The following is an 18408-nucleotide window of genomic DNA, read 5'->3' as shown; positions in this document are numbered from 1 at the left end:
CCCCGCTCGGAGGCGTTCATCTCGTCTTGCGTTCTTTCGTTGTGTCTTAATTCTTTCAGCCGTTCAAGTCTCTGTCAAATTGACCGGACTTGCTCAACCTGCTGGAATTAAGTCGCGCCCCGCTTCCGGGACAACCCCTCTAACTTACCAGCCTGTCGCTCGGTTAGCGAACCGATCTTCAAACCCGCGAGCCAGAAGGGATTGCCGTCGATACGCGTCGCAACGCACCAAAGTCACCGGAGTGAAGGGAGTGGGTTGCGCCGCACCTCGTCGGCTCCTAAAGATTAGCAGCGCTCCCGACCACTCGGGACGCGTTCGGCAGCTCTCCCGGCCACAGAACGATCACGGCCGAACATAGACTCCCCCCGTGAGCAGCAACACGCCGCCAGTGGCGAAGAAGGTACCGACTGAGCGCATCCATCACGGCGACACGTTCATCGACGAGTACGCCTGGCTAAGCAACAAGGACGACCCGGACACAACGGCGTACCTGGAGGCAGAGAACGACTTTCTCAAAGAGCACACCGCGCATCTCGCCGAGCTCCAGGAACAGGTCTTCCAGGAGATCAAGGGGCGCACTCAGGAGACCGACCTGTCGGTGCCGAGCCGTAAGGGGGCGTGGTGGTACTTCTCGCGTACCGAGGAGGGCAAGCAGTACGCGGTGTCCTGCCGGGTGCCGGCCGACAGTGACGCGCCGCCGCAGATCACCCCGGGCGAGCGCCTTGAGCGCGAGCAGGTCGTGCTCGACGGCAACGAGCTCGCCGGCGACAGCGCGTTCTTCTCCGTCGGCACCAGCGCCGTCGCGCCCGACGGGACGATGCTGGCCTACTCGACCGACTACAAGGGCGACGAGCGTTTCACGCTGAGGTTCAGGAACCTCGAGACGGGCGAGGTGCTGCCCGACGAGATCAAGGACATCTTCTACGGCGGCGCCTGGTCGGCCGACGGCTCGGCGTTCTTCTACACGCGGGTGGACGACGCCTGGCGTCCCTACCAGGTCTACCGGCACACCCTCGGGACGGAAGAGGACGTCCTGGTCTACGAGGAGACCGACGAGCGCTACTGGGTGGGCATCGGGCTGACCCGCAGCGAGCGGTACCTCGTACTGGGCGCGGGCAGCAAGATCACCAGCGAGGTGCGCATCCTCGACGCCGCCGACCCCACCGGCGAGTTCCAGGTCGTCCGGCCCAGGAAGACCGGTGTGGAGTACGGCGTCGAGCACGCGGGCGACTTCTTCTACGTCCTGCACAACGAGAACGCCGAGAACTTCGAGCTGGCCACGGCCCCCATCGACGAGCCCGGCTCCTGGACCCCGCTGATCGGGCACCGCGAGGACACCAGGCTGCTGGAGATCGACGCCTTCTCCGACCACGCCGTCGTGCACTTCCGTCGTGACGGCCTGACCGGCCTGCGGGTGCTGCCCTACGGCGCCGCGGGCGCGGGCTGGCGGGAGCGGATCGAGGCCGCCGAGCGGAACGCGTACGAGATCGACTTCCCCGAGCCCCTGTACGACGTCGGCCCGGCGGGCAACCCCGAGTTCACGACGACGCGGCTCAGGCTGGCGTACACGAGCATGGTGACGCCGCCGAGCGTCTACGACTACGAGCTGGACTCGCACGAGCTGATCCTGCTCAAGCAGCGTCCGGTGCTGGGCGGCTACGACGCGGGCGACTACGAGCAGTTCCGGGAGTGGGCGACGGCCGAGGACGGCACGCGCGTGCCGATCTCGATCGTCAAGCGCAAGGACACCACGACGCCTGCTCCGACCCTGCTCTACGGCTACGGCAGCTACGAGACCTCGATCGACCCCGGGTTCTCGGTTCCCCGGCTGTCGCTGCTCGACCGCGGGTTCGTCTTCGCCGTCGCGCACGTCAGGGGCGGCGGCGAGATGGGCCGTCGCTGGTACGAGGACGGCAAGCTGACCAGGAAGCGGAACACGTTCACCGACTTCGTGGCGGCGGCCCGGCATCTCAAGGCGAGCGGTTGGAGCGGGCGGATCGTCGCGCGCGGCGGCTCGGCGGGCGGGCTGCTGATGGGGGCGGTGACGAACCTGGCTCCCGAGGAGTTCGCGGGGGTGGTGGCCGAGGTGCCGTTCGTGGACGCGCTCAACACGATCCTCGACCCGTCGTTGCCGCTGACGGTGATCGAATGGGACGAGTGGGGCGACCCGCTGCACAACCCGGACGTCTACGCGTACATGAAGAGCTATTCGCCGTACGAGAACGTGGACGGCAGGGTGTACCCGCCGATTCTGGCGATCACCAGCCTGAACGACACGCGGGTGCTGTACCACGAGCCGGCCAAGTGGATCGCGCGGCTGCGGGCGACCGCGTCCGGCGGGCCGTTCCTGCTCAAGACGGAGATGGGCGCGGGCCACGGCGGGCGCAGCGGCCGGTACGACGCCTGGCGCGAGGAGGCGTTCGCGCTGTCCTGGATCATCGAGAGGGGGACGGCGTGAGCTTCGTGGCCGATGAGCGGCGGTACGAGCGTCAGCCGTACAACCGCAGCGGGCGCAGCGGGCTGAAGTTGCCGGCGGTGTCGCTGGGGTTGTGGCACAACTTCGGCGACGACCGGCCGATCGAGAACTCGCGGGCGGTGCTGCGGCGCGCGTTCGACCTCGGGGTGACGCATTTCGACCTGGCCAACAACTACGGCGTGCCGTACGGGTCGGCGGAGCGGAACTTCGGGCGGATCCTGCGGGAGGACTTCGCGGCGTACCGGGACGAGCTGGTCATCTCGACCAAGGCCGGGTACGACATGTGGCCGGGGCCGTACGGGGAGTGGGGGTCGCGCAAGTACGTGCTGGCCAGCCTCGACCAGTCGCTCGCCCGCATGGGCCTGGAGTACGTGGACGTGTTCTACAGCCACCGTCCGGACCCGGAGACGCCGCTGGAGGAGACCATGGGGGCGCTGGACCGGGCGGTGCGCTCGGGCAAGGCGCTGTACGCGGGCGTCTCCAACTACTCGGCCGAGCAGACCGCGCAGGCCGCGCGGATCATGCGCGAGCTGGGCACGCCGCTGCTCATCCACCAGCCGTCGTACTCGATGATCAACCGGTGGATCGAGGACGACGGGCTGCTCGACGTGCTGGAGGAGGCGGGCATGGGCTGCATCGTGTACTCGCCGCTGGCGCAGGGGCTGCTCACCGACCGCTACCTGGAGGGCGTGCCCGAGGGCTCGCGGGCGGCGACGAGCCGGTTCCTGAGCGCCGAGCAGATCGACCGGGACCTGGCGCGCGACCTCAACGAGATCGCCAGGGGCCGGGGTCAGACGCTGGCCCAGATGGCGCTGTCGTGGACGCTGCGCGACCCGCGGGTGACGAGCGTGCTGATCGGGGCGAGCAGTGTCCGGCAGCTGGAGGACAACGTGGCGTGCGTGGACGGCCCGGTGTTCACCGAGAGCGAGCTGGCGGCGATCGACAAGATCACCGAGCCGGTCACGTCGGCCCGCTGACTCACCCGCGGCGCACGGGGTCCTGTTCCGCCCGAGTGCGGTTCACAGGGCCTCGTGCCGCTGGAGGTAGGTGAAGGCGGCCCAGCCCGGCAGCACCGGCAGCCAGAACGTGAGCAGCCGGTGCAGCAGCACGGCCGAGGCGGCCAGGTCCCATTCGAGGCCGGCCGCGACCAGGCCGAGGGTGAGCGCGTACTCGACGGCGCCGAGGCCGCCCGGCGTGGGGGCGGCCGAGCCGATGGCGTTGGCCGTGAGGTAGACGACGGCGACGGCGGTGAAGCTCAGCTGGCCGCCGAACGCCGCGACGCAGGCGTCGAGGCAGGCCACGAACGCGATCGTGATCATGAGCGTGCCGAAGGCGGCCTCGATCATCTTGGCCGGCGACTGGAGCACGTCGAGCAGGCGGGGCAGCACGTTCGAGAACAGCCTGCGCATGCGCACGGTCACCATCCTGCGCAGCGGCGGCACGCCGAGCACCACCGCGACCAGCAGCGCGATGGCGAGCATCGCCACGACCAGGCCGCGCGAGGGGGTGAAGGAGGTGGCGGCGTCGGAGCCGGTGATGTAGGCGAACAGCAGCAGCAGGGCGATGTGGAAGACCAGCATGATGAGCTGCGAGGCGCCCACGCTGGCCACCGCGAGCGCCGGCGCGATGCCGCGCTTCTGCAGGTAGCGGGTGTTGATCGCGACGCCGCCGACCGCGGCGGGCGCGACCAGCTTGACGAACGACGACGCGAACTGCACCAGGACGGTACGCCACAACGGCAGGCGTTCCGGGACGAACCCGCGCAGCATGAGGGCGGCGGCGACGAAGCTGGTGAACGAGGCGATCAGCGCCAGGCCGGACCACCCCCAGTTGGCCGTGGTCACCACCTTGTAGAGGTCGACCTTGCTGAGCTGGGACAGCACGACGTAGGCGGCGACCGTGCTGGCGATGATCGTGATCAGGGTGCGCGGGCGGAAGCGCTCCAGGCGTACCTCTTCGACCTTGCCCTGGGGCTTGAGGGCGACGATGTGGTCGCGCAGGCCCGTCAGCACGTTCTTGGCCTTGGACAGGGCCGAGCGGGTCTCCCTGGTCAGGGCGATGCGCTGGAGCAGCGGCATGGCGGCGGCGAGGGCGTCGGGGCCCATCACGGCGGCGGCGGCCCGGACCGAGCGCTCGGCGCCGACGCGCAGTGCCAGGTAGGTGAGGAGCTGGGCGATGTCGAGCCGGAGCAGCAGGTCGCCGGCGGCGATCTCGCCGCTGCGGGCGTCGGTCAGCACGACCCGGCCGGCGCGGTCGAGGTGGATGCTGTCGCCGGTGAGCCGCCGGTGTGCCAGCCGCTGGATCTGCAGCAGCTCGACCTGCTCCCAGATCTGGGCGAGCAGGGCGTCGTCGATCTCGGCGTCGGGCACCTCGTCGAGCGGGCGGGTCTCGATGTGCTCGTAGGCGAGCAGGGCGGCCTCGGTGCCGATCTCGCTGGTGCCGAGCAGGCGCGGCGTGCTGGCGCCGGCGGCCTGGGCCGCGTAGGCCATCAGGGCCTCGCGTTCCAGCTCGGCCCGGAGCGAGCGGATGGCCCGGCGCCTGGTCTCGGAGTTGAGCCTGATGCGCCGCCACAGCCGGTACGGCAGCCCGGCCACCTGGCGGTCGCGGTCGAGGACGGTGACGTCGAGGCTGGTGCCGTCCTTGAGGCCGATGGCGTAGCGGCGGCTGCCCTGGTGGTCGTCCTCGATGCGGCGGGCGGAGACGGGCGAGAAGGACAGCTTGCGCAGCGCGGCGACCACGGCGCTGCCGGGCGGGCGGGTGTTGGGGCTGCCGACGCCGTAGAGGGTGGCGTAGCCGATGGCCATGCCGACCAGGACGGTCACGATGGCGCTGGGCAGGGTGATCTGCCTGCCGGAGAAGTAGGTGAGGATGTAGAGGGCGATCGAGGTCCACATGAGCATGCGCCACGTGGGGCGGCGCGCGATGCGCACCGCGGTGGTGTAGGCGATCACCGAGGTGAGCAGCGTGTTCAGCGGCTCGATCGCGCGGTCGCCGGTGAGCAGGATGCGCAGGTCGGTCAGGCTGCTGGCCTCGATCCACTGGCCGAGCAGGAACGACCCGGCCATGCCGATGATGGCCGCGATCAGCCCTTCGGCGACGCGCAGGCCGTCGCGGTGGAAGACCCGCTCGACGGCGAACGCGGCGGGCACGATGAGCACGGCCGCGCTGCCGATGAAGGCCGCGACCCGGCTGAGCAGCGGGACCATCTCGGCGCCGACCTTGACGTCCTGCTCCAGGCCGTTGAGCGTCTGCTTGGCGACGAGGGCGAGCAGGATCACCGCCGCGAGCACCGCCAGCGTCGCGAAGAAGCGCAGCAGGTCGGACGGCCGCCGCAGCCGCTGGGGAAGGAGCGGCTCGACTACGTAGACGCCGCCGTCGGCGCGTGGCTCGGACACGGCTGGATCCCCCTCCGTGAGGTCCTCCGTGTCATCGTCTCGTTCCCTGATTTCGGCCACCGACAGTGATTCTGCACCTTCCCGGCCGGACCGTACGATCTCTGTTGTCCAGTGTCCTCGTTCGCCGCTCCGGCGCGCGCACCGGGTGAGGACCCGACCGGCGTCGGCCTGCCCGCGTGTCTGGCATGTTCACTCCCGCGGTGCCGGTGCCGGCCCTCGTCGCCCCCGACGCCCGGCGCCCACGGGGAAAACCGCGCGGCCGGGCGGCCCGGTCACGACGCGTCGGCCGAGTACACCGCGGCCAGGCTGCGCGAGGCAGGGTACACGGTGGAACTCCCACCGTTCACCTTTGACTTCTTTCACGAGGTCGGCTCGGCGGTGTCGCGGGGACGGCGGGCGCGGGCCTCTCGACGTAGGCTGTGCGCATGTCGGGTGATTTGAGGGTTTTGGGGGCATGTCCGCTTGACTGCCCCGACACCTGCTCCTGGATCGTGACCGTACGGGACGGGCAGGCCGTCAAGATGCGCGGCAACCCCGACCACCCCTACACCCGCGGCGCGTTGTGCGTGAAGGTCAACCGGTACCTGGAGCACACGCAGGCGCAGGACCGCATCCTGTACCCGATGCGGCGCACCGGGCCGAAGGGGTCGGGCCAGTTCGAGCGCATCACCTGGGACGAGGCGCTCGACGAGATCTCGACCCGCCTGCGCGCCATCGTGGACGAGCACGGCGGCGAGGCGATCTGGCCGTACCTGGGCACCGGGTCGCTGGGTTACCTCCAAGGCTGCGAGGGCGTGGCGGGCCGCCGGTTCTGGAACGTGCTGGGGGCGTCCAAGCACTGGCTGAACATCTGCTCGGCGGCCGGCAGCAGCGGGCTGATGAAGGCCAACGGCACCGCGGGCGGCATGGACCCGGAGAACTTCGCCCAGGCCAGGCTGATCCTGCTCTGGGGCACGAACACGCTGACCAGCGGCCACCACCTGTGGAAGTTCATCCAGGACGCCCGCGCGGACGGCGCGCACGTGGTCGCCATCGACCCCATCCGCACCAGGACCGCCGACCAGGCCGACCAGCACCTGGCGATCAGGCCGGGCACGGACGCCGCGCTCGCGCTCGGGCTGCTCAACGTCGTGCTCGCGGAGAACGCCCAGGACGAGGAGTTCCTGGCCGAGCACACCGAGGGCTGGGAGGACTTCCGCAAGGAGATCCTGGAGTACCCGGTGGAGCGGGTGGCGGAGATCACCGGCATCCCGGCCGAGGACGTCCACAGCCTGGGGATGCGCCTGGCCCACACCCGGCCGACCGCGATCCGCGCCACCATGGGCATCCAGCGGCACGCCGGCGGCGGCACCGCGATGCGCACGATCGCCGCGATCCCCGGCGTGACCGGCGACTGGCGGCATCCGGGCGGCGGCGTGGCGTACTCGACGAGCGGTCACGTGCGCGTGACCGTCGACACCCGCGACGACCTGCTGGCCAAGCCGGTGCGCACGCTGGTCATGACCAAGCTCGGCTCCCAGCTCGACGACGTCAAATGTCTGTGGGTGTACGCCGCCAACCCGCTCGGCTCGACCCCCGACGCCAACGCGATCAGGCGGCAGCTCGCCCGCGAGGACCTGTTCACGGTCGTCATGGAGCAGTTCCCGACCGACACTGTGGACTACGCCGACATCGTGCTGCCCGCGACCATGCAGACCGAGCACATGGACCTGCACGCCGGTTACGGCCACATGTACCTGCTGTGGAACGAGCCCGCCGTGCCGCCGCCCGGGGAGTGCCTGTCCACCACCGAGACCTTCCGCCGGCTGGCCGCGCACATGGGGCTGAGCGAGCCGTCCCTGTACGACTCCGACCTGGAGCTGGCCGAGTCGTTGTTGTCGGGCGGGCACCCGTCGCTCGAAGGCGTCACGCTGGACCGGCTGCGCAAGGAGGGGTGGGTGCGGATGAACTACCCCAAACCGTTCGCGCCGTTCGCCGAGGGCTTCCCGACGCCGTCCGGGCGGCTGCGCTTCCCGCCCGCCGGGAAGGCGTACGTGCCCTCGCACACGGCGGCCGCCGACCGGTCGGCGTACCCGCTGACGCTGGTCACGCCGGCCTCGCACACGTTCCTGAACACGATCTTCGCCAACAATCCGGAGCTGCGGCGGCGGGCCAAGGGGCCGGCCGTGCTGGTCAACCCGGCCGACGCGGCGGCCCGGGGGCTGGTGGCCGGGCAGCGCGTACGGGTGCACAACGACGGCGGCGAGTTCCTGGCCGACGTGGAGATCAGCGACCGGGTCGCGCCCGGCGTGGTGGCCTCGCCCAAGGGCCGGTGGCCGAAGCTGACCCCGGGCGGCGCGAACGCCAACGCGGTCGTGGCCGAGCGGGACGGCGACATGGGCCGGGGGCCCGCCTTCCACGACAATCTGGTCGAGCTCAGCCCTTGCGCCGGTCCATGACCTGGTGAAGGTCAGCCCTTGCGCCGGTCCATGACCTGGTGAAGGTCAGCCCTTGTGCCGGTCCATGAACGCCACGACCGTGTCGAGCACCTTGGCGGCGTGCGGGCTGCCGAGCAGGGCCGAGGCGTGCAGCGACTCGCCGGGGATGATCAGCACCTGGTTGTCCGGGGACTTGGTCGCGGCGGCCTCGGCCGCGCGCATCGATTCGGCGCCGCCGTAGGCGTCGTGCTCGGAGCCGATCTGCAGCAGCGGCACGGTGAGCGCGGCGGCGTCGCCCTCGTCGATCTCGCCGGACAGGGCGACGACGCCGGCCACCTCGGCGCCCAGCCGCTTGGCCGCCGGGACCGAGGCCGTGGCGCCGATCGAGCCGCCGACCAGGAACAGCCGCTCGACGCCCTTCTCCTTGGCCAGGCGCTTGCCCATGGCGACCGCGCCGTCCTCCGGGAGCAGGCCGGCGTCCCTGGCGTACAGCAGGACGCGGTAGCCGGCGGCGACCAGGCGGTCCGACAGCGGGCGCCAGGAGCACACGGTGCCGCGGCGCTCGTAGCTGATCACCACGCCCACCGGGCCGTCGCCGGCGATCACGCCGGGCAGGCCGCGGACGTGGTTGAAGATCTTGCCGTCCTGCTCGGTGAAGCAGCCCGAGACGTTGGGGCCGGTGGGCGGCGCGCTCGGGGTGGCGCTTGTCTCGCTGACAGGGGCGGGGGACTCGGCGGCCGTCGTGCGGACGGCGGTGGTGCCGGCGCCGACCGCGCCCCCGCAGCCGGTCAGCCCCATGGTGAGGAGTGCCATCCATCCGACGATCTTTCGCATGGCCGCCGCGCCCTTCTCCCGACTATGTCTGAACTGACATAGTGCCGCAAGCACCATATCCTTGGACGCACCATGACCTCAACGCTCGGATACGCGATCCTGGCCGTGCTGGCGCGCGGCGATCGCACCGGATACGACCTCGCGGCGGCCATGCGGCGGCCGGTCGGCTACTTCTGGACGGCCGGCCACAGCCAGATCCACGCCGAGTTGCAGAAGCTGCGGGCGGCCGGGCTGGTCGGGTTCGAGAGCGCGCACGGGCCTGGGCCGCAGGCCAAGAAGGTCTACCACCTGACCGCCGAGGGCCTGGCGGCGCTGCGGGCATGGGTCACCGAGCCGCCGCGCGAGCGGCCGGAGCGCGACGAGCTGGTGCTGAAGACGTACGCGGCGTGGCTGGCCGAGCCGGAGCTGCTGCGGCGGCTGTTCGCCGACCAGCTCGCCGCGCACGAGGAGCGGCTGGCCGACTACGAGCGGCAGGAGGCGTCGTTCGGCGGCCGGCCGGCCTTCGGCGACCCCGGGTTCGGCGGCTACGCGACGCTGCGCTGCGGGCTGAGCTACGAGCGGCACCGGGCCGAGTGGTGCCGCTGGATGCTGACCCAGCTCGCCGACGCCGCGTCAGCCGAGTGAGAGTTTGTAGCCCTCGTGGGAGGCGGTGAAGCCGAGCGCGTCGTAGAAGCGGTGGGCGTCGGTACGCGACTTGTCGGAGGTGAGCTGGACGACGGCGCACCCCCTGGCCCGCGCCCGGTCGACGGCCCACTGGATCATCTTGCCGCCGAGCCCCTGGCCACGGGTCGAGGCGGCCACCCTGACGGCCTCGATCTGGCACCGCTCGGAGCCCAGCCGCGACAGCCCGGCCAGGTACGTGAGCTGCATCGTGCCGACCACCTCGCCCTCCCGCTCGGCCACGATGAGCTCGTCGTGCGGGTTGGCCTCGATGCGGTCGAAGGCCATCAGGTAGCGGGTGTCGTCGGGGTCTCCCTCGCGGGCGGCGCCGAGCGGGTCGTCGGCCAGCAGCCGGACGATGGCCGGGACGTCCTCCTTGCGGGCCTGGCGGAACAGCAGGGACAACACGTAGTGGGACTCCATCAGGGACGGGTTGGAGGGCAGGGCCATGACCTTGCCGCTGCGCACGAAGCCCTTGGCCGCGTAGAGCGCGCGGGCGGCGTGGTTGCGGTCGACGGCCCAGAGCTGCACCTGCTCGGCCCCGGCCGAACGGGCCCACTCGACGGACCGGTCGACCAGGCGGGAGGCGAGCCCGCGTCCCCTGGCCTCGGGGGCGACCCACATGGACAGCAGGTGGGCGCCGGTCTCCTCCAGGAGCATGCACACCAGGCCGACGTCGCCCAGGTCGTCGTCCTCGGCCACCCACCACCGCGAGTGCGGGTTCTTCAGCCGATCGGCCCAGTCGTCTGCGGAGAACGCGACCTCGCGCGCGTAGGAGGAGCCGAACGCGTCCGGTGACTCCTGCAGCGCCCGCAGCCGGACGTCCCTCAGCCGTTCTCCTTCGTCCGGCCCCAACTGCACAATGGCGATTTCCGTCATATGGGAATCATGTCAGGGACAGGTCAGGGTCCGTCCCCGATGCCTCACGGGGGCCCGCGGCGGCACCATGAGGACATGAACGAAATCAGTAGGCGCGACGAGGTCTCACTGTCCGCGGCGGCCCTGCGGGGCGCCCCTTGGAAGACCGCCGCCATCGGCGGCGTCGTGGTGTCGGCCGCCAGCTTCGGGATGGGCCTGGTCACCGGCGGCGGTGACCTGGTCTGGGCCCTGGGCCTCGGCATCAGCCTGTTCGCGCTGATCGCCGCGATCGGCGCGGTCGCCAAGCCGCACGAGGGCGACCGCGTCACCCGCCAGGCGCGGCTGTGGTCGCTGCGGCACCCGTGGAAGTTCGCGCTCCTGCCCTCCGCGATCACGGCGGTGCTCGACTACCCGGTGCAGCTCGTGCTCGACGACGAGGGCGTGTTCGGCTCGGCCGTGCAGGCGATGTGGCACGGCGCGCTGGTCTACCTGATCGCCGCGATCCTCACCCTCACGATGAAGGGACGAGCACGATCTTCCCAGTGACCCGCCGCTCCAGCAGGCCGTCCATGGCCCGGTTCTCCGCGGCGTGGCCCATGGACCACGCGCCCCAGTCGACGCCCACCACGGCCCGGTTACGCAGCAGCACCTGGTTGGCCGGCAGCCTCACGATCCCGCCCGAGGCGAATCCGACGACCAGGAGCCGCCCGCCCTCGCGCAACCCGCGAAGGGCATGCTCGGACAGCTCGCCGCCGACCGGGTCGACGCCACGTCCACGGACCACGCCCTGGCCGCTTCCTTGAGCCCGTCGTAGCCGATCACGTCGTCGGCTCCCGCCCGCCGGGCGCGCTCCCTCTTCTCGCCGGTGGACGCCGCCACCGCGAGCACGTCGAAACCCTCGGGCAGCGGTACGGCGCACCATCAGCCCGTCCACGAGCTTCACCGACAGAACATCATTCCGGCAAGGCCTTCTCCGCCTCGCTCCGGCACACGCAGAACTCGTTCCCCTCCGGGTCGAGCATGGTCACCCAGCCCGTGCCGTCGGGCCTGCGCTGGTCCTGGAAGACGGTCGCGCCGAGGCCGAGCAGCCGCTCGACCTCCTCGTCACGCGTACGGCCCTCGGTGCCGTTGACGTCGAAATGCACCCGGTTCTTGCCCGTCTTGGCCTCGGGCACGCGGATGAACAGCAGGAACGGGTCGCGCGGCGTACGCAGCATCACCTCGTCGGCGCCCGGCTTGTCACCCTCGCCGAGCGGCCACCCGGTGGCCTGGCTCCACCAGTTCGCGAGCTCGTAGGGATCGGCGGCGTCGACGGTGACGGCGTGAATCTCAATCATCGCACTAGTGTCCACCAGCCAGATTGAGCCCCACGACACCGGCCAGGATGAGCGCGATCGAGGTCAGGCGCAGCGGCGACACGTCGTCGCCCATGGCGACCATGCCGAGGATCGCGGTGCCGACGGCCCCGATGCCGGTCCACACGGCGTACGCGGTGCCGACCTCCAGCGACTTGAGCGCGTAGGCGAGCAGCCCGAAGCTGAGGGCGGCCGTGGCCAGGAAGGACAGGGTCCACCACAGGTTGCTGAGGCCGTTGCTGAGCTTGAGCGACAGTGCCATGGCCACCTCGAACAGGCCGGCCAGCACGATGAGGATCCACGCCATGATCAGACTCCTGAGGACGAGACGTACGGGTACGTGCGTCGTCTTGGCGTGTCCGGGTACGGCGCGTCTCGTCCGGGAGCGTCAGCTCATTTCGTACAACGGCTGAGCAAAACGGATCATTCCCACCAGACGGTGACCCACCGATCGCGCGGCACCGGCCACATGCCCAGCTCGACGGCGGTCTCGGCCACCTCCGCCACCCTGGACGGGTCGAGGCACACCCGGCGGCAGGCGCTCTCGGCCAGCTCCTCGACGGTCGTGAAACGTTCCAGGGGCGCCTCACGCTCCTCCACGCGTACCGGGAAGCCCAGCGCCGCGGCCAGGGCCACGCAGTCCTCCGCGATGGGCCGGACCGGGCGGTCGACGCCGTGGAAGTGCTGCCAGAGCGGCGTCATCCAGCTCATGGGATGGCGGTGGGGCAGTTCGAGCACCACCCGGCCGCGGGTGCGGCTGTCGAGCGCCTGGAGGAACTGCGCCAGGTCGGGCACGTTGTAGACCACGTGCGCGGCGACGGACACGTCGGCCACCGGCACCTGGTCGGCCACGTCGGGCCAGCGCCCCTCGACGGTGGTGGCGGGCACGCCGAGGTTCATCGCCCTGACCTTCAGGCCCTCCAGCATCGGCGCGGAGGTGTCGACCGCGTAGAGGTGGCCGATGCGCTCGCGCAGCGGCAGCGACGCGGCGCCGGGACCCGAGCCGACGTCGAGCAGCGTGCCCTTGTCAGGCAGCGCCTCGGCGAGCCGGGTCATGGTCGGGCCGTCGTCGGGCTCGGCCAGCGCCCGGTCGGTCCGCGTGGCGAACCTTTCCGGCGAGTGGCTCCACGGATCGGCCGGAGCCTTGGCCAGGATCTCCTCGGGGATGGCCCAGGATTCCAGTCGCTCCCGCCATCTTGTGGCGAGTTCTTCGGCGTCCATGGAGTCGAGCATGCCACGCATGGGCGGGGTTACCCACGGGTAGCATTGCAGGTAAGGTTACTGGCCAGTACATGAAGACCTCGGTTCAAGGAGATCTGCACCCATGGGCCACTACAAGAGCAACGTGCGTGACCTGGAATTCAACCTCTTCGAGGTGTTCGGTCGACGCGAGATCCTCGGCACCGGGCCCTTCGGCGAAGTGGACGAGGACGTCGCGCGGAGCATCCTGGACGAGGTCAACAGGCTGGCGACCGGCGTGCTCGCCGACTCCTTCGAGGAGGGCGACCGCACCCCGCCGGTGTTCGACCCCGCGACGAGCACGGTGACCGTCCCGGCCGGCGTCAAGAAGTCGTTCAAGGCGCTGGTGGACGGCGGCTGGGCGCACCTCGACCTGCCCGCCGAGCTGGGCGGCCCCGGCATCCCGCGCAGCCTCGCCTGGGCGACGGCCGAGATGGTGCTCGGCTCCAACCCGGCCCTGTACATGTACGCCGCCGGCCCGAACTTCGCCTACACCCTGTGGAAGCTGGGCACGCCGGAGCAGAAGCGCTTCGCCGAGCTGGCCATCGAGAAGAACTGGGGCGCCACCATGGTGCTCACCGAGCCGGACGCGGGCTCGGACGTCGGCGCCGGCCGGGCCAGGGCGGTCCAGCAGCCCGACGGCACCTGGCACATCGAGGGCGTCAAGCGCTTCATCACCAGCGCCGAGCACGACATGGCCGACAACATCTTCCACCTGGTTCTGGCCCGTCCCGAGGGCCACGGTCCCGGCACCAAGGGCCTGTCGATGTTCCTGGTGCCCAAGTTCCACGTGGACCTGGAGACCGGCGAGCTGGGCGAGCGCAACGGCGCCTACGTCACCAACGTCGAGAAGAAGATGGGCCTGAAGGTCTCCACGACCTGCGAGCTCACCTTCGGCGACAAGCACCCGGCGATCGGCTGGCTGGTCGGCGACGTGCACGAGGGCATCAAGCAGATGTTCATGGTGATCGAGCACGCCCGCATGATGGTCGGCACCAAGGCCATCGCCACGCTCTCCACCGGCTACCTCAACGCCCTCGACTACGCCAAGTCCCGCTACCAGGGCGCGGACCTGACCAAGATGGCCGACAAGTCCGCCCCCCGGGTGACCATCACCCACCACCCGGACGTGCGCCGCGAGCTGATGCTGCAGAAGGCGTACGCCGAGGGCATGCGCGCCCTGGTCCTCTACACGGCCACCTTCCAGGACGCCCTCCTGATCGACCCGGCGGACCGGCACGCGGAGGCCATGAACGACCTGCTGCTGCCCCTGGTCAAGGGCGTCGGCTCGGAGCGCTCGTACGAGCTGCTGGCCCGCTCGCTGCAGACCCTGGGCGGCTCGGGCTACCTGCAGGACTACCCGATCGAGCAGTACATCCGCGACGCCAAGATCGACTCCCTGTACGAGGGCACCACCGCGATCCAGGGCCTCGACCTGTTCTTCCGGAAGATCCTGCGCAACCAGGGCGCCGCGGTGGGCGCGCTGCTCGCCGAGATCAACGAGTTCGCCGCCTCCGAGGCGGGCAACGGCCGGCTCAAGGAGGAGCGCAAGCTGCTCGCCGAGGCCGCCGCCGACGTCAAGGTCATGGGCGACACCATGGCCGGCTGGGCGCTCGGCTCGCTGGAGAAGCCGGAGGAGGTCTACAAGGTCGGCCTGAACAGCACCCGGTTCCTGCTCGCGCTGGGCGACCTGGTGATCGGCTGGCTGCTGCTGCGCCAGGCCGAGGTGGCCCTGGCCCGGCTGGCCGAGTCGGAGGACCCGTTCTACCAGGGCAAGGTGGCCGCGGCGTCGTTCTTCGCCACGACCGTGCTGCCCAGGCTGGCGGCCGAGCGGCGCGTCCTCGCCGCCACCGGCCAGGACCTCATGGAGCTTCCCGAAGAGGCCTTCTGAGCGTGATCCGCGTTCCGTGACGCCCGCTCCCCGTCCGGGGGGCGGGCGTCGCTGTTAGGTTCCGGGCATGAGCTCCTCACCTCATGACCACCCCCTGCCCCCGCCGCGCGTCGAAGAGGTCTGCGAGGGCGTCTACGCCTACGTCCAGCCCGACGGGAGCTGGTGGATCAACAACACCGGCTTCCTGGCCGGGCGGCGCGGCGTGATCTGCGTGGACGCCTGCTCGACCGAGCGCCGCACCCGCGACCTGCGAGAAGCCGTCGCCAAGGTCAGCGGCAGGCCGATCACCACGCTGGTCAACACCCACCACCACGGCGACCACACCTTCGGCAACTGGCTGTTCCCTGAGGCCACGATCGTCGGGCACGAGGGCGTACGCGCCCAGATCCTGGCCGACGGCGTTCCGGCGTACCGGGGGGCCTGGTCGCCGGAGGTGGTGTGGGGGGCGATGGAGGTCGCGCCGCCGTTCCTGACGTACTCCGAGGGGGTCACCCTCTACTCCGACGACCTGCGCTGCGAGGTGCGGCACGTCGGGCCGGCCGCGCACACGACCAACGACTCGATCGTCTGGATCCCGGAGCGGCGGGTGCTGTTCTCCGGCGACCTGGTCTTCAACGGCGGCACGCCGTTCGTCCTGATGGGCTCGGTGGCCGGGACGATCGCCGCCCTGGACACGCTCAGGGAGCTGGGCGCGGAGACGATCGTCCCCGGGCACGGCGAGGTGTGCGGGCCGGAGGTCTACGACCGGGTCGAGGGCTACCTGCGGTTCGTCCAGGAGACCGCCCGGCGGGGCCACGCGGCGGGCCGGACGCCCCTGGAGGCGGCGCGGGAGACCGACCTCGGCGAGTGGGGCGCGCTGCTCGACCCCGAACGGATCGTGGGCAACCTGCACCGGGCCTACGCCGAGCTGGACGGCCGCCCGCCGGGGGCGCCGATCGACGTCGGCGCGGCCGTCCAGGACATGATCGCCTACAACGGCGGGCGGCCATTGTCCTGTCTCGCCTGACGCGGCGGGGGTGTGGTCACCGATACCCGGGTATGACCGTGGGCACATCTCGCCTTTGCCTGGAGGTCGTCATGGGTGTCGGGGTCAGCATCTTCTTCCTCACGCTCGGCGCCATCCTGCGGTTCGCCATCGAACCCGACGTGTTCGGCCAGAGCGTGCACATGGACATCATCGGCGTCATCTTCATGATCGTCGGAGGCGTGGGCGTCGTGCTGAGCATCGTGCTCGCGCCCCGGCGCGGACGCACCTCCGAAGACCGGCTGATGCACCGCGAGAACCACCCGCCCGAGTTCTAAAGGGTTCTAGAGGGTTCTAGAGACTGAGCTGCACGGCGGCGCGCGTCGCCAGGATCGGCTTGATGTGCTCCGCGATCACGGCCTGGTGGCGGGGGTGGTCGCGGTAGATCACGAAGTCGTCCACACTGTCGAGGTCGGCGACCACGGCGAAGTCGTGGTTGCCCTGGGTGATGCCCGCGTCGGGCCCCACCGTGTACGCCCGTAGCTGCGGGATCTCGCCCGGCAGCTTGCGCAGCTCGGTCGCGACCGCGGCCTTCTGCTCGTCGGTGGCGTCGTCGGACCAGGTGAACAGCACAATGTGACGGATCATGCGCCAACCCTATCGACACACACCCGTCGGCGGAGTTATTCTCAGATCGAGATTGACTCGAACTGAGAAGGACTTGGGGATGGAAGAGTTCCTGACCGGCTACAACCCCCGGCTCTACGCGCCGGTCGCGGTCACCGTCGACGTGGTCGCGCTGACCATCCGCGACCGGCGGCTGCACGTCCTGATCGTTGAGCGCGGCGTGGAGCCGTACGCGGGCCGCTGGGCCCTGCCCGGCGGCTTCATCAAGCCGGACGAGGACCTGGCCGAGGCGGCGGTGCGCGAGCTGGCCGAGGAGACCGGCGTGGCCACCCGCCCGGCGCACATCGAGCAGCTCGCCAGCTACGGCGGCCCCGGCCGCGACCCCCGCATGCGGGTGGTGTCGATCTCCTACCTCGCCTTCGCCCCCGACCTGCCCGACCCCCGGCCCGGCACGGACGCCGCCGCGGCCGTCTGGCACCCGGTCGACGACGTGCCGCCGCTGGCCTTCGACCACGCCCGCATCCTGGCCGACGGCGTCGAGCGGGCCCGGTCGAAGCTGGAGTACACGCCGCTGGCCACGGCCTTCGCCGGCCCCGAGTTCACCGTCTCGGAGCTGCGGCTGATCTACGAGACCGTGTGGGGCACGCCGCTGCACGCGGGCAACTTCCACCGCAAGGTCCTGTCCGTCCCCGGGTTCGTCGAGAGCACCGGCCAGACCACCGAGACCGGCGGCCCCAGGGGCGGGCCGCGGGCCAAGCTCTACCGGGCGGGCGACGCCCGGCTGCTCCACCCCGCGCTGCTGCGGCCCGCCCGGGAGGAGGAGGTGCGGTGAACACCGAGCGGGCGGCGGCGATCGTCATGGGCGCGCGATCGGCCCAGGAGCTCTTCGCCGGCGGGTCCGCGGCCCGCGTCTACCGGCGGCTGGCCAGGGCGCTGCATCCCGACCTCGCGCCGGGCGGTGAGGAGGCGTTCAAGCGGCTGGTCGCGCTCTGGGAGACCTACCACCGCGGTCAGCGGGTCGGCGACTTCCTGGTCGGGCCGCCGCTGCACAAGGGCGGCACCGCCGTGCTCTACCCGGCCGGGCGCGGCGCCGAGCGCGACTCGCTGCTCAAGGTGGCCCGCGACCCGGCCGCCGACCGGCTGCTGGTCCGCGAGGCCGCCGCGCTGCGGAAGATCGCGGCCGACGGTGACCCGCGCTTCCTGCCGTACGTCCCCCGCCTCGTCGCAAGCTTCCGCTACCGCGGCGGCGGGGTGGTCCGGCAGGCGAACGTGGTCAGCCGGGCGCCCGCCGGGTTCGTCACCCTCGAACGCGCCGGCACCGGGCTCGCCCCCCGCGACGTGGCGTGGATCTGGCGGCGGCTGCTCGTGGCCGCCGGGCTCGCCCACCGGGCCGGCGTCGCGCACGGCGCGGTGCTCCCCCGCCACGTCCTCGTCCATCCCCTCGACCACGGGCTCGTGCTGGTCGACTGGTGCCACGGCGACCGGCTCGACGAACGCGCCGACATCGCCGCCCTGACCCGGTGCGTCGACCACCTGATGGGCGAGCGCCCGCGCCGGATGCGCGCCTTCGTCCGGGGCTGCCTGCTGCGGCCGCCGTCCGACGCGTGGGAGCTGCTGCGCGAGCTCGACGACCTGCTCGACGACCTCTACGGGCCCCGTACGTACCGTCCGCTCCACCTTTGAGGGAGGCTG

At 71.0% G+C, this 18408-nt stretch carries 18 protein-coding genes and 1 riboswitch; of the genes, 10 read left to right on the top strand and 8 right to left on the bottom strand.

The window, feature by feature from the left end:
- Positions 1-367 precede the first annotated feature (367 nt).
- Positions 368-2458, top strand: a complete 2091-nt coding sequence (locus tag AB0J71_RS36755) for a S9 family peptidase (RefSeq protein WP_364418529.1) — start codon at positions 368-370, stop codon at positions 2456-2458.
- Positions 2455-3453, top strand: a complete 999-nt coding sequence (gene mgrA / locus AB0J71_RS36750; RefSeq protein WP_352320535.1) for an L-glyceraldehyde 3-phosphate reductase — start codon at positions 2455-2457, stop codon at positions 3451-3453. The genes AB0J71_RS36755 and mgrA overlap by 4 nt, the downstream gene beginning before the upstream one ends.
- 42 nt (positions 3454-3495) lie before the next feature.
- On the opposite strand, the gene AB0J71_RS36745 is transcribed toward mgrA, so the two are convergent.
- A complete protein-coding gene (locus AB0J71_RS36745; protein ID WP_352320533.1) occupies positions 3496-5871 on the bottom strand; it encodes a lysylphosphatidylglycerol synthase transmembrane domain-containing protein in 2376 nt (791 codons plus the stop codon).
- 425 nt (positions 5872-6296) lie between these two features.
- Here AB0J71_RS36745 and AB0J71_RS36740 point away from each other — a divergent pair, with 425 nt between their 5' ends.
- Positions 6297-8309 (top strand): molybdopterin oxidoreductase family protein, encoded by a 2013-nt coding sequence (locus AB0J71_RS36740; RefSeq protein ID WP_364418527.1) that lies wholly within the window; start codon positions 6297-6299, stop codon positions 8307-8309.
- A 45-nt stretch (positions 8310-8354) separates the two neighbouring features.
- Here the strand turns inward: AB0J71_RS36740 and AB0J71_RS36735 are convergent, their stop codons facing one another.
- The gene (locus AB0J71_RS36735; RefSeq protein ID WP_364418525.1) at positions 8355-9101 is read right to left on the bottom strand and encodes a hypothetical protein; all 747 of its coding nucleotides are present in this window, start codon (positions 9099-9101) and stop codon (positions 8355-8357) included.
- A 93-nt stretch (positions 9102-9194) separates the two neighbouring features.
- Here AB0J71_RS36735 and AB0J71_RS36730 point away from each other — a divergent pair, with 93 nt between their 5' ends.
- Entirely contained in the window at positions 9195-9746 is a 552-nt protein-coding gene (locus AB0J71_RS36730; RefSeq protein ID WP_352320527.1) for a helix-turn-helix transcriptional regulator, read from the top strand.
- On the opposite strand, the gene AB0J71_RS36725 is transcribed toward AB0J71_RS36730, so the two are convergent.
- On the bottom strand, positions 9735-10661 hold the full coding sequence (locus AB0J71_RS36725) for a GNAT family N-acetyltransferase (protein WP_364418523.1): 927 nt from the start codon (positions 10659-10661) through the stop codon (positions 9735-9737). The genes AB0J71_RS36730 and AB0J71_RS36725 overlap by 12 nt on opposite strands.
- A gap of 75 nt (positions 10662-10736) precedes the next feature.
- Here AB0J71_RS36725 and AB0J71_RS36720 point away from each other — a divergent pair, with 75 nt between their 5' ends.
- Complete coding sequence (locus AB0J71_RS36720; protein ID WP_352320523.1) at positions 10737-11186, top strand: hypothetical protein; 450 nt, start codon at positions 10737-10739, stop codon at positions 11184-11186.
- Here the strand turns inward: AB0J71_RS36720 and AB0J71_RS36715 are convergent.
- The 4 genes from AB0J71_RS36715 to AB0J71_RS36700 form a co-directional block, all read right to left on the bottom strand.
- Complete coding sequence (locus AB0J71_RS36715; RefSeq protein ID WP_364418521.1) at positions 11152-11424, bottom strand: hypothetical protein; 273 nt, start codon at positions 11422-11424, stop codon at positions 11152-11154. The genes AB0J71_RS36720 and AB0J71_RS36715 overlap by 35 nt on opposite strands.
- A 169-nt stretch (positions 11425-11593) precedes the next feature.
- Positions 11594-11977, bottom strand: coding sequence for a VOC family protein (locus AB0J71_RS36710; RefSeq protein WP_364418519.1), 384 nt, complete (start codon positions 11975-11977; stop codon positions 11594-11596).
- Between the two features lie 4 nt (positions 11978-11981).
- Positions 11982-12302 carry a multidrug efflux SMR transporter gene (locus AB0J71_RS36705; protein WP_352320519.1) on the bottom strand — a complete coding sequence of 107 codons (321 nt, stop codon included), beginning with the start codon at positions 12300-12302 and terminating at the stop codon, positions 11982-11984.
- A 32-nt stretch (positions 12303-12334) separates the two neighbouring features.
- A riboswitch (guanidine-III (ykkC-III) riboswitch) is annotated at positions 12335-12408 on the bottom strand.
- A 10-nt stretch (positions 12409-12418) separates the two neighbouring features.
- Positions 12419-13216, bottom strand: coding sequence for a methyltransferase domain-containing protein (locus AB0J71_RS36700; protein WP_352320517.1), 798 nt, complete (start codon positions 13214-13216; stop codon positions 12419-12421).
- 103 nt (positions 13217-13319) lie between these two features.
- Between AB0J71_RS36700 and AB0J71_RS36695 the strand changes: the two genes are divergently transcribed.
- From AB0J71_RS36695 to AB0J71_RS36685, 3 genes are all read left to right on the top strand, one after another.
- A complete protein-coding gene (locus AB0J71_RS36695) occupies positions 13320-15125 on the top strand; it encodes an acyl-CoA dehydrogenase (RefSeq protein ID WP_352320516.1) in 1806 nt (601 codons plus the stop codon).
- 67 nt (positions 15126-15192) lie between these two features.
- Positions 15193-16131 (top strand): MBL fold metallo-hydrolase, encoded by a 939-nt coding sequence (locus AB0J71_RS36690; RefSeq protein ID WP_364418517.1) that lies wholly within the window; start codon positions 15193-15195, stop codon positions 16129-16131.
- A gap of 71 nt (positions 16132-16202) precedes the next feature.
- Positions 16203-16427 carry a hypothetical protein gene (locus AB0J71_RS36685; RefSeq protein ID WP_352320513.1) on the top strand — a complete coding sequence of 75 codons (225 nt, stop codon included), beginning with the start codon at positions 16203-16205 and terminating at the stop codon, positions 16425-16427.
- A gap of 16 nt (positions 16428-16443) precedes the next feature.
- Here AB0J71_RS36685 and AB0J71_RS36680 read toward each other — a convergent pair whose 3' ends face one another.
- Positions 16444-16737 carry a Dabb family protein gene (locus tag AB0J71_RS36680; protein WP_352320511.1) on the bottom strand — a complete coding sequence of 98 codons (294 nt, stop codon included), beginning with the start codon at positions 16735-16737 and terminating at the stop codon, positions 16444-16446.
- 79 nt (positions 16738-16816) lie between these two features.
- On the opposite strand from AB0J71_RS36680, the gene AB0J71_RS36675 reads away from it, so the two are divergent.
- On the top strand, positions 16817-17548 hold the full coding sequence (locus tag AB0J71_RS36675) for an NUDIX hydrolase (protein WP_364418515.1): 732 nt from the start codon (positions 16817-16819) through the stop codon (positions 17546-17548).
- On the top strand, positions 17545-18399 hold the full coding sequence (locus AB0J71_RS36670) for a molecular chaperone DnaJ (RefSeq protein ID WP_364418513.1): 855 nt from the start codon (positions 17545-17547) through the stop codon (positions 18397-18399). Before AB0J71_RS36675 ends, AB0J71_RS36670 begins: the two co-directional genes overlap by 4 nt.
- Positions 18400-18408: the final 9 nt, after the last annotated feature.

The sequence above is a fragment of the Nonomuraea sp. NPDC049637 genome, from assembly GCF_040675235.1.
Lineage (GTDB): Bacteria > Actinomycetota > Actinomycetes > Streptosporangiales > Streptosporangiaceae > Nonomuraea.
The sequence above is the reverse complement of the archived record's forward strand: the minus strand, read 5'-3'. Positions and strand labels throughout refer to the sequence as shown.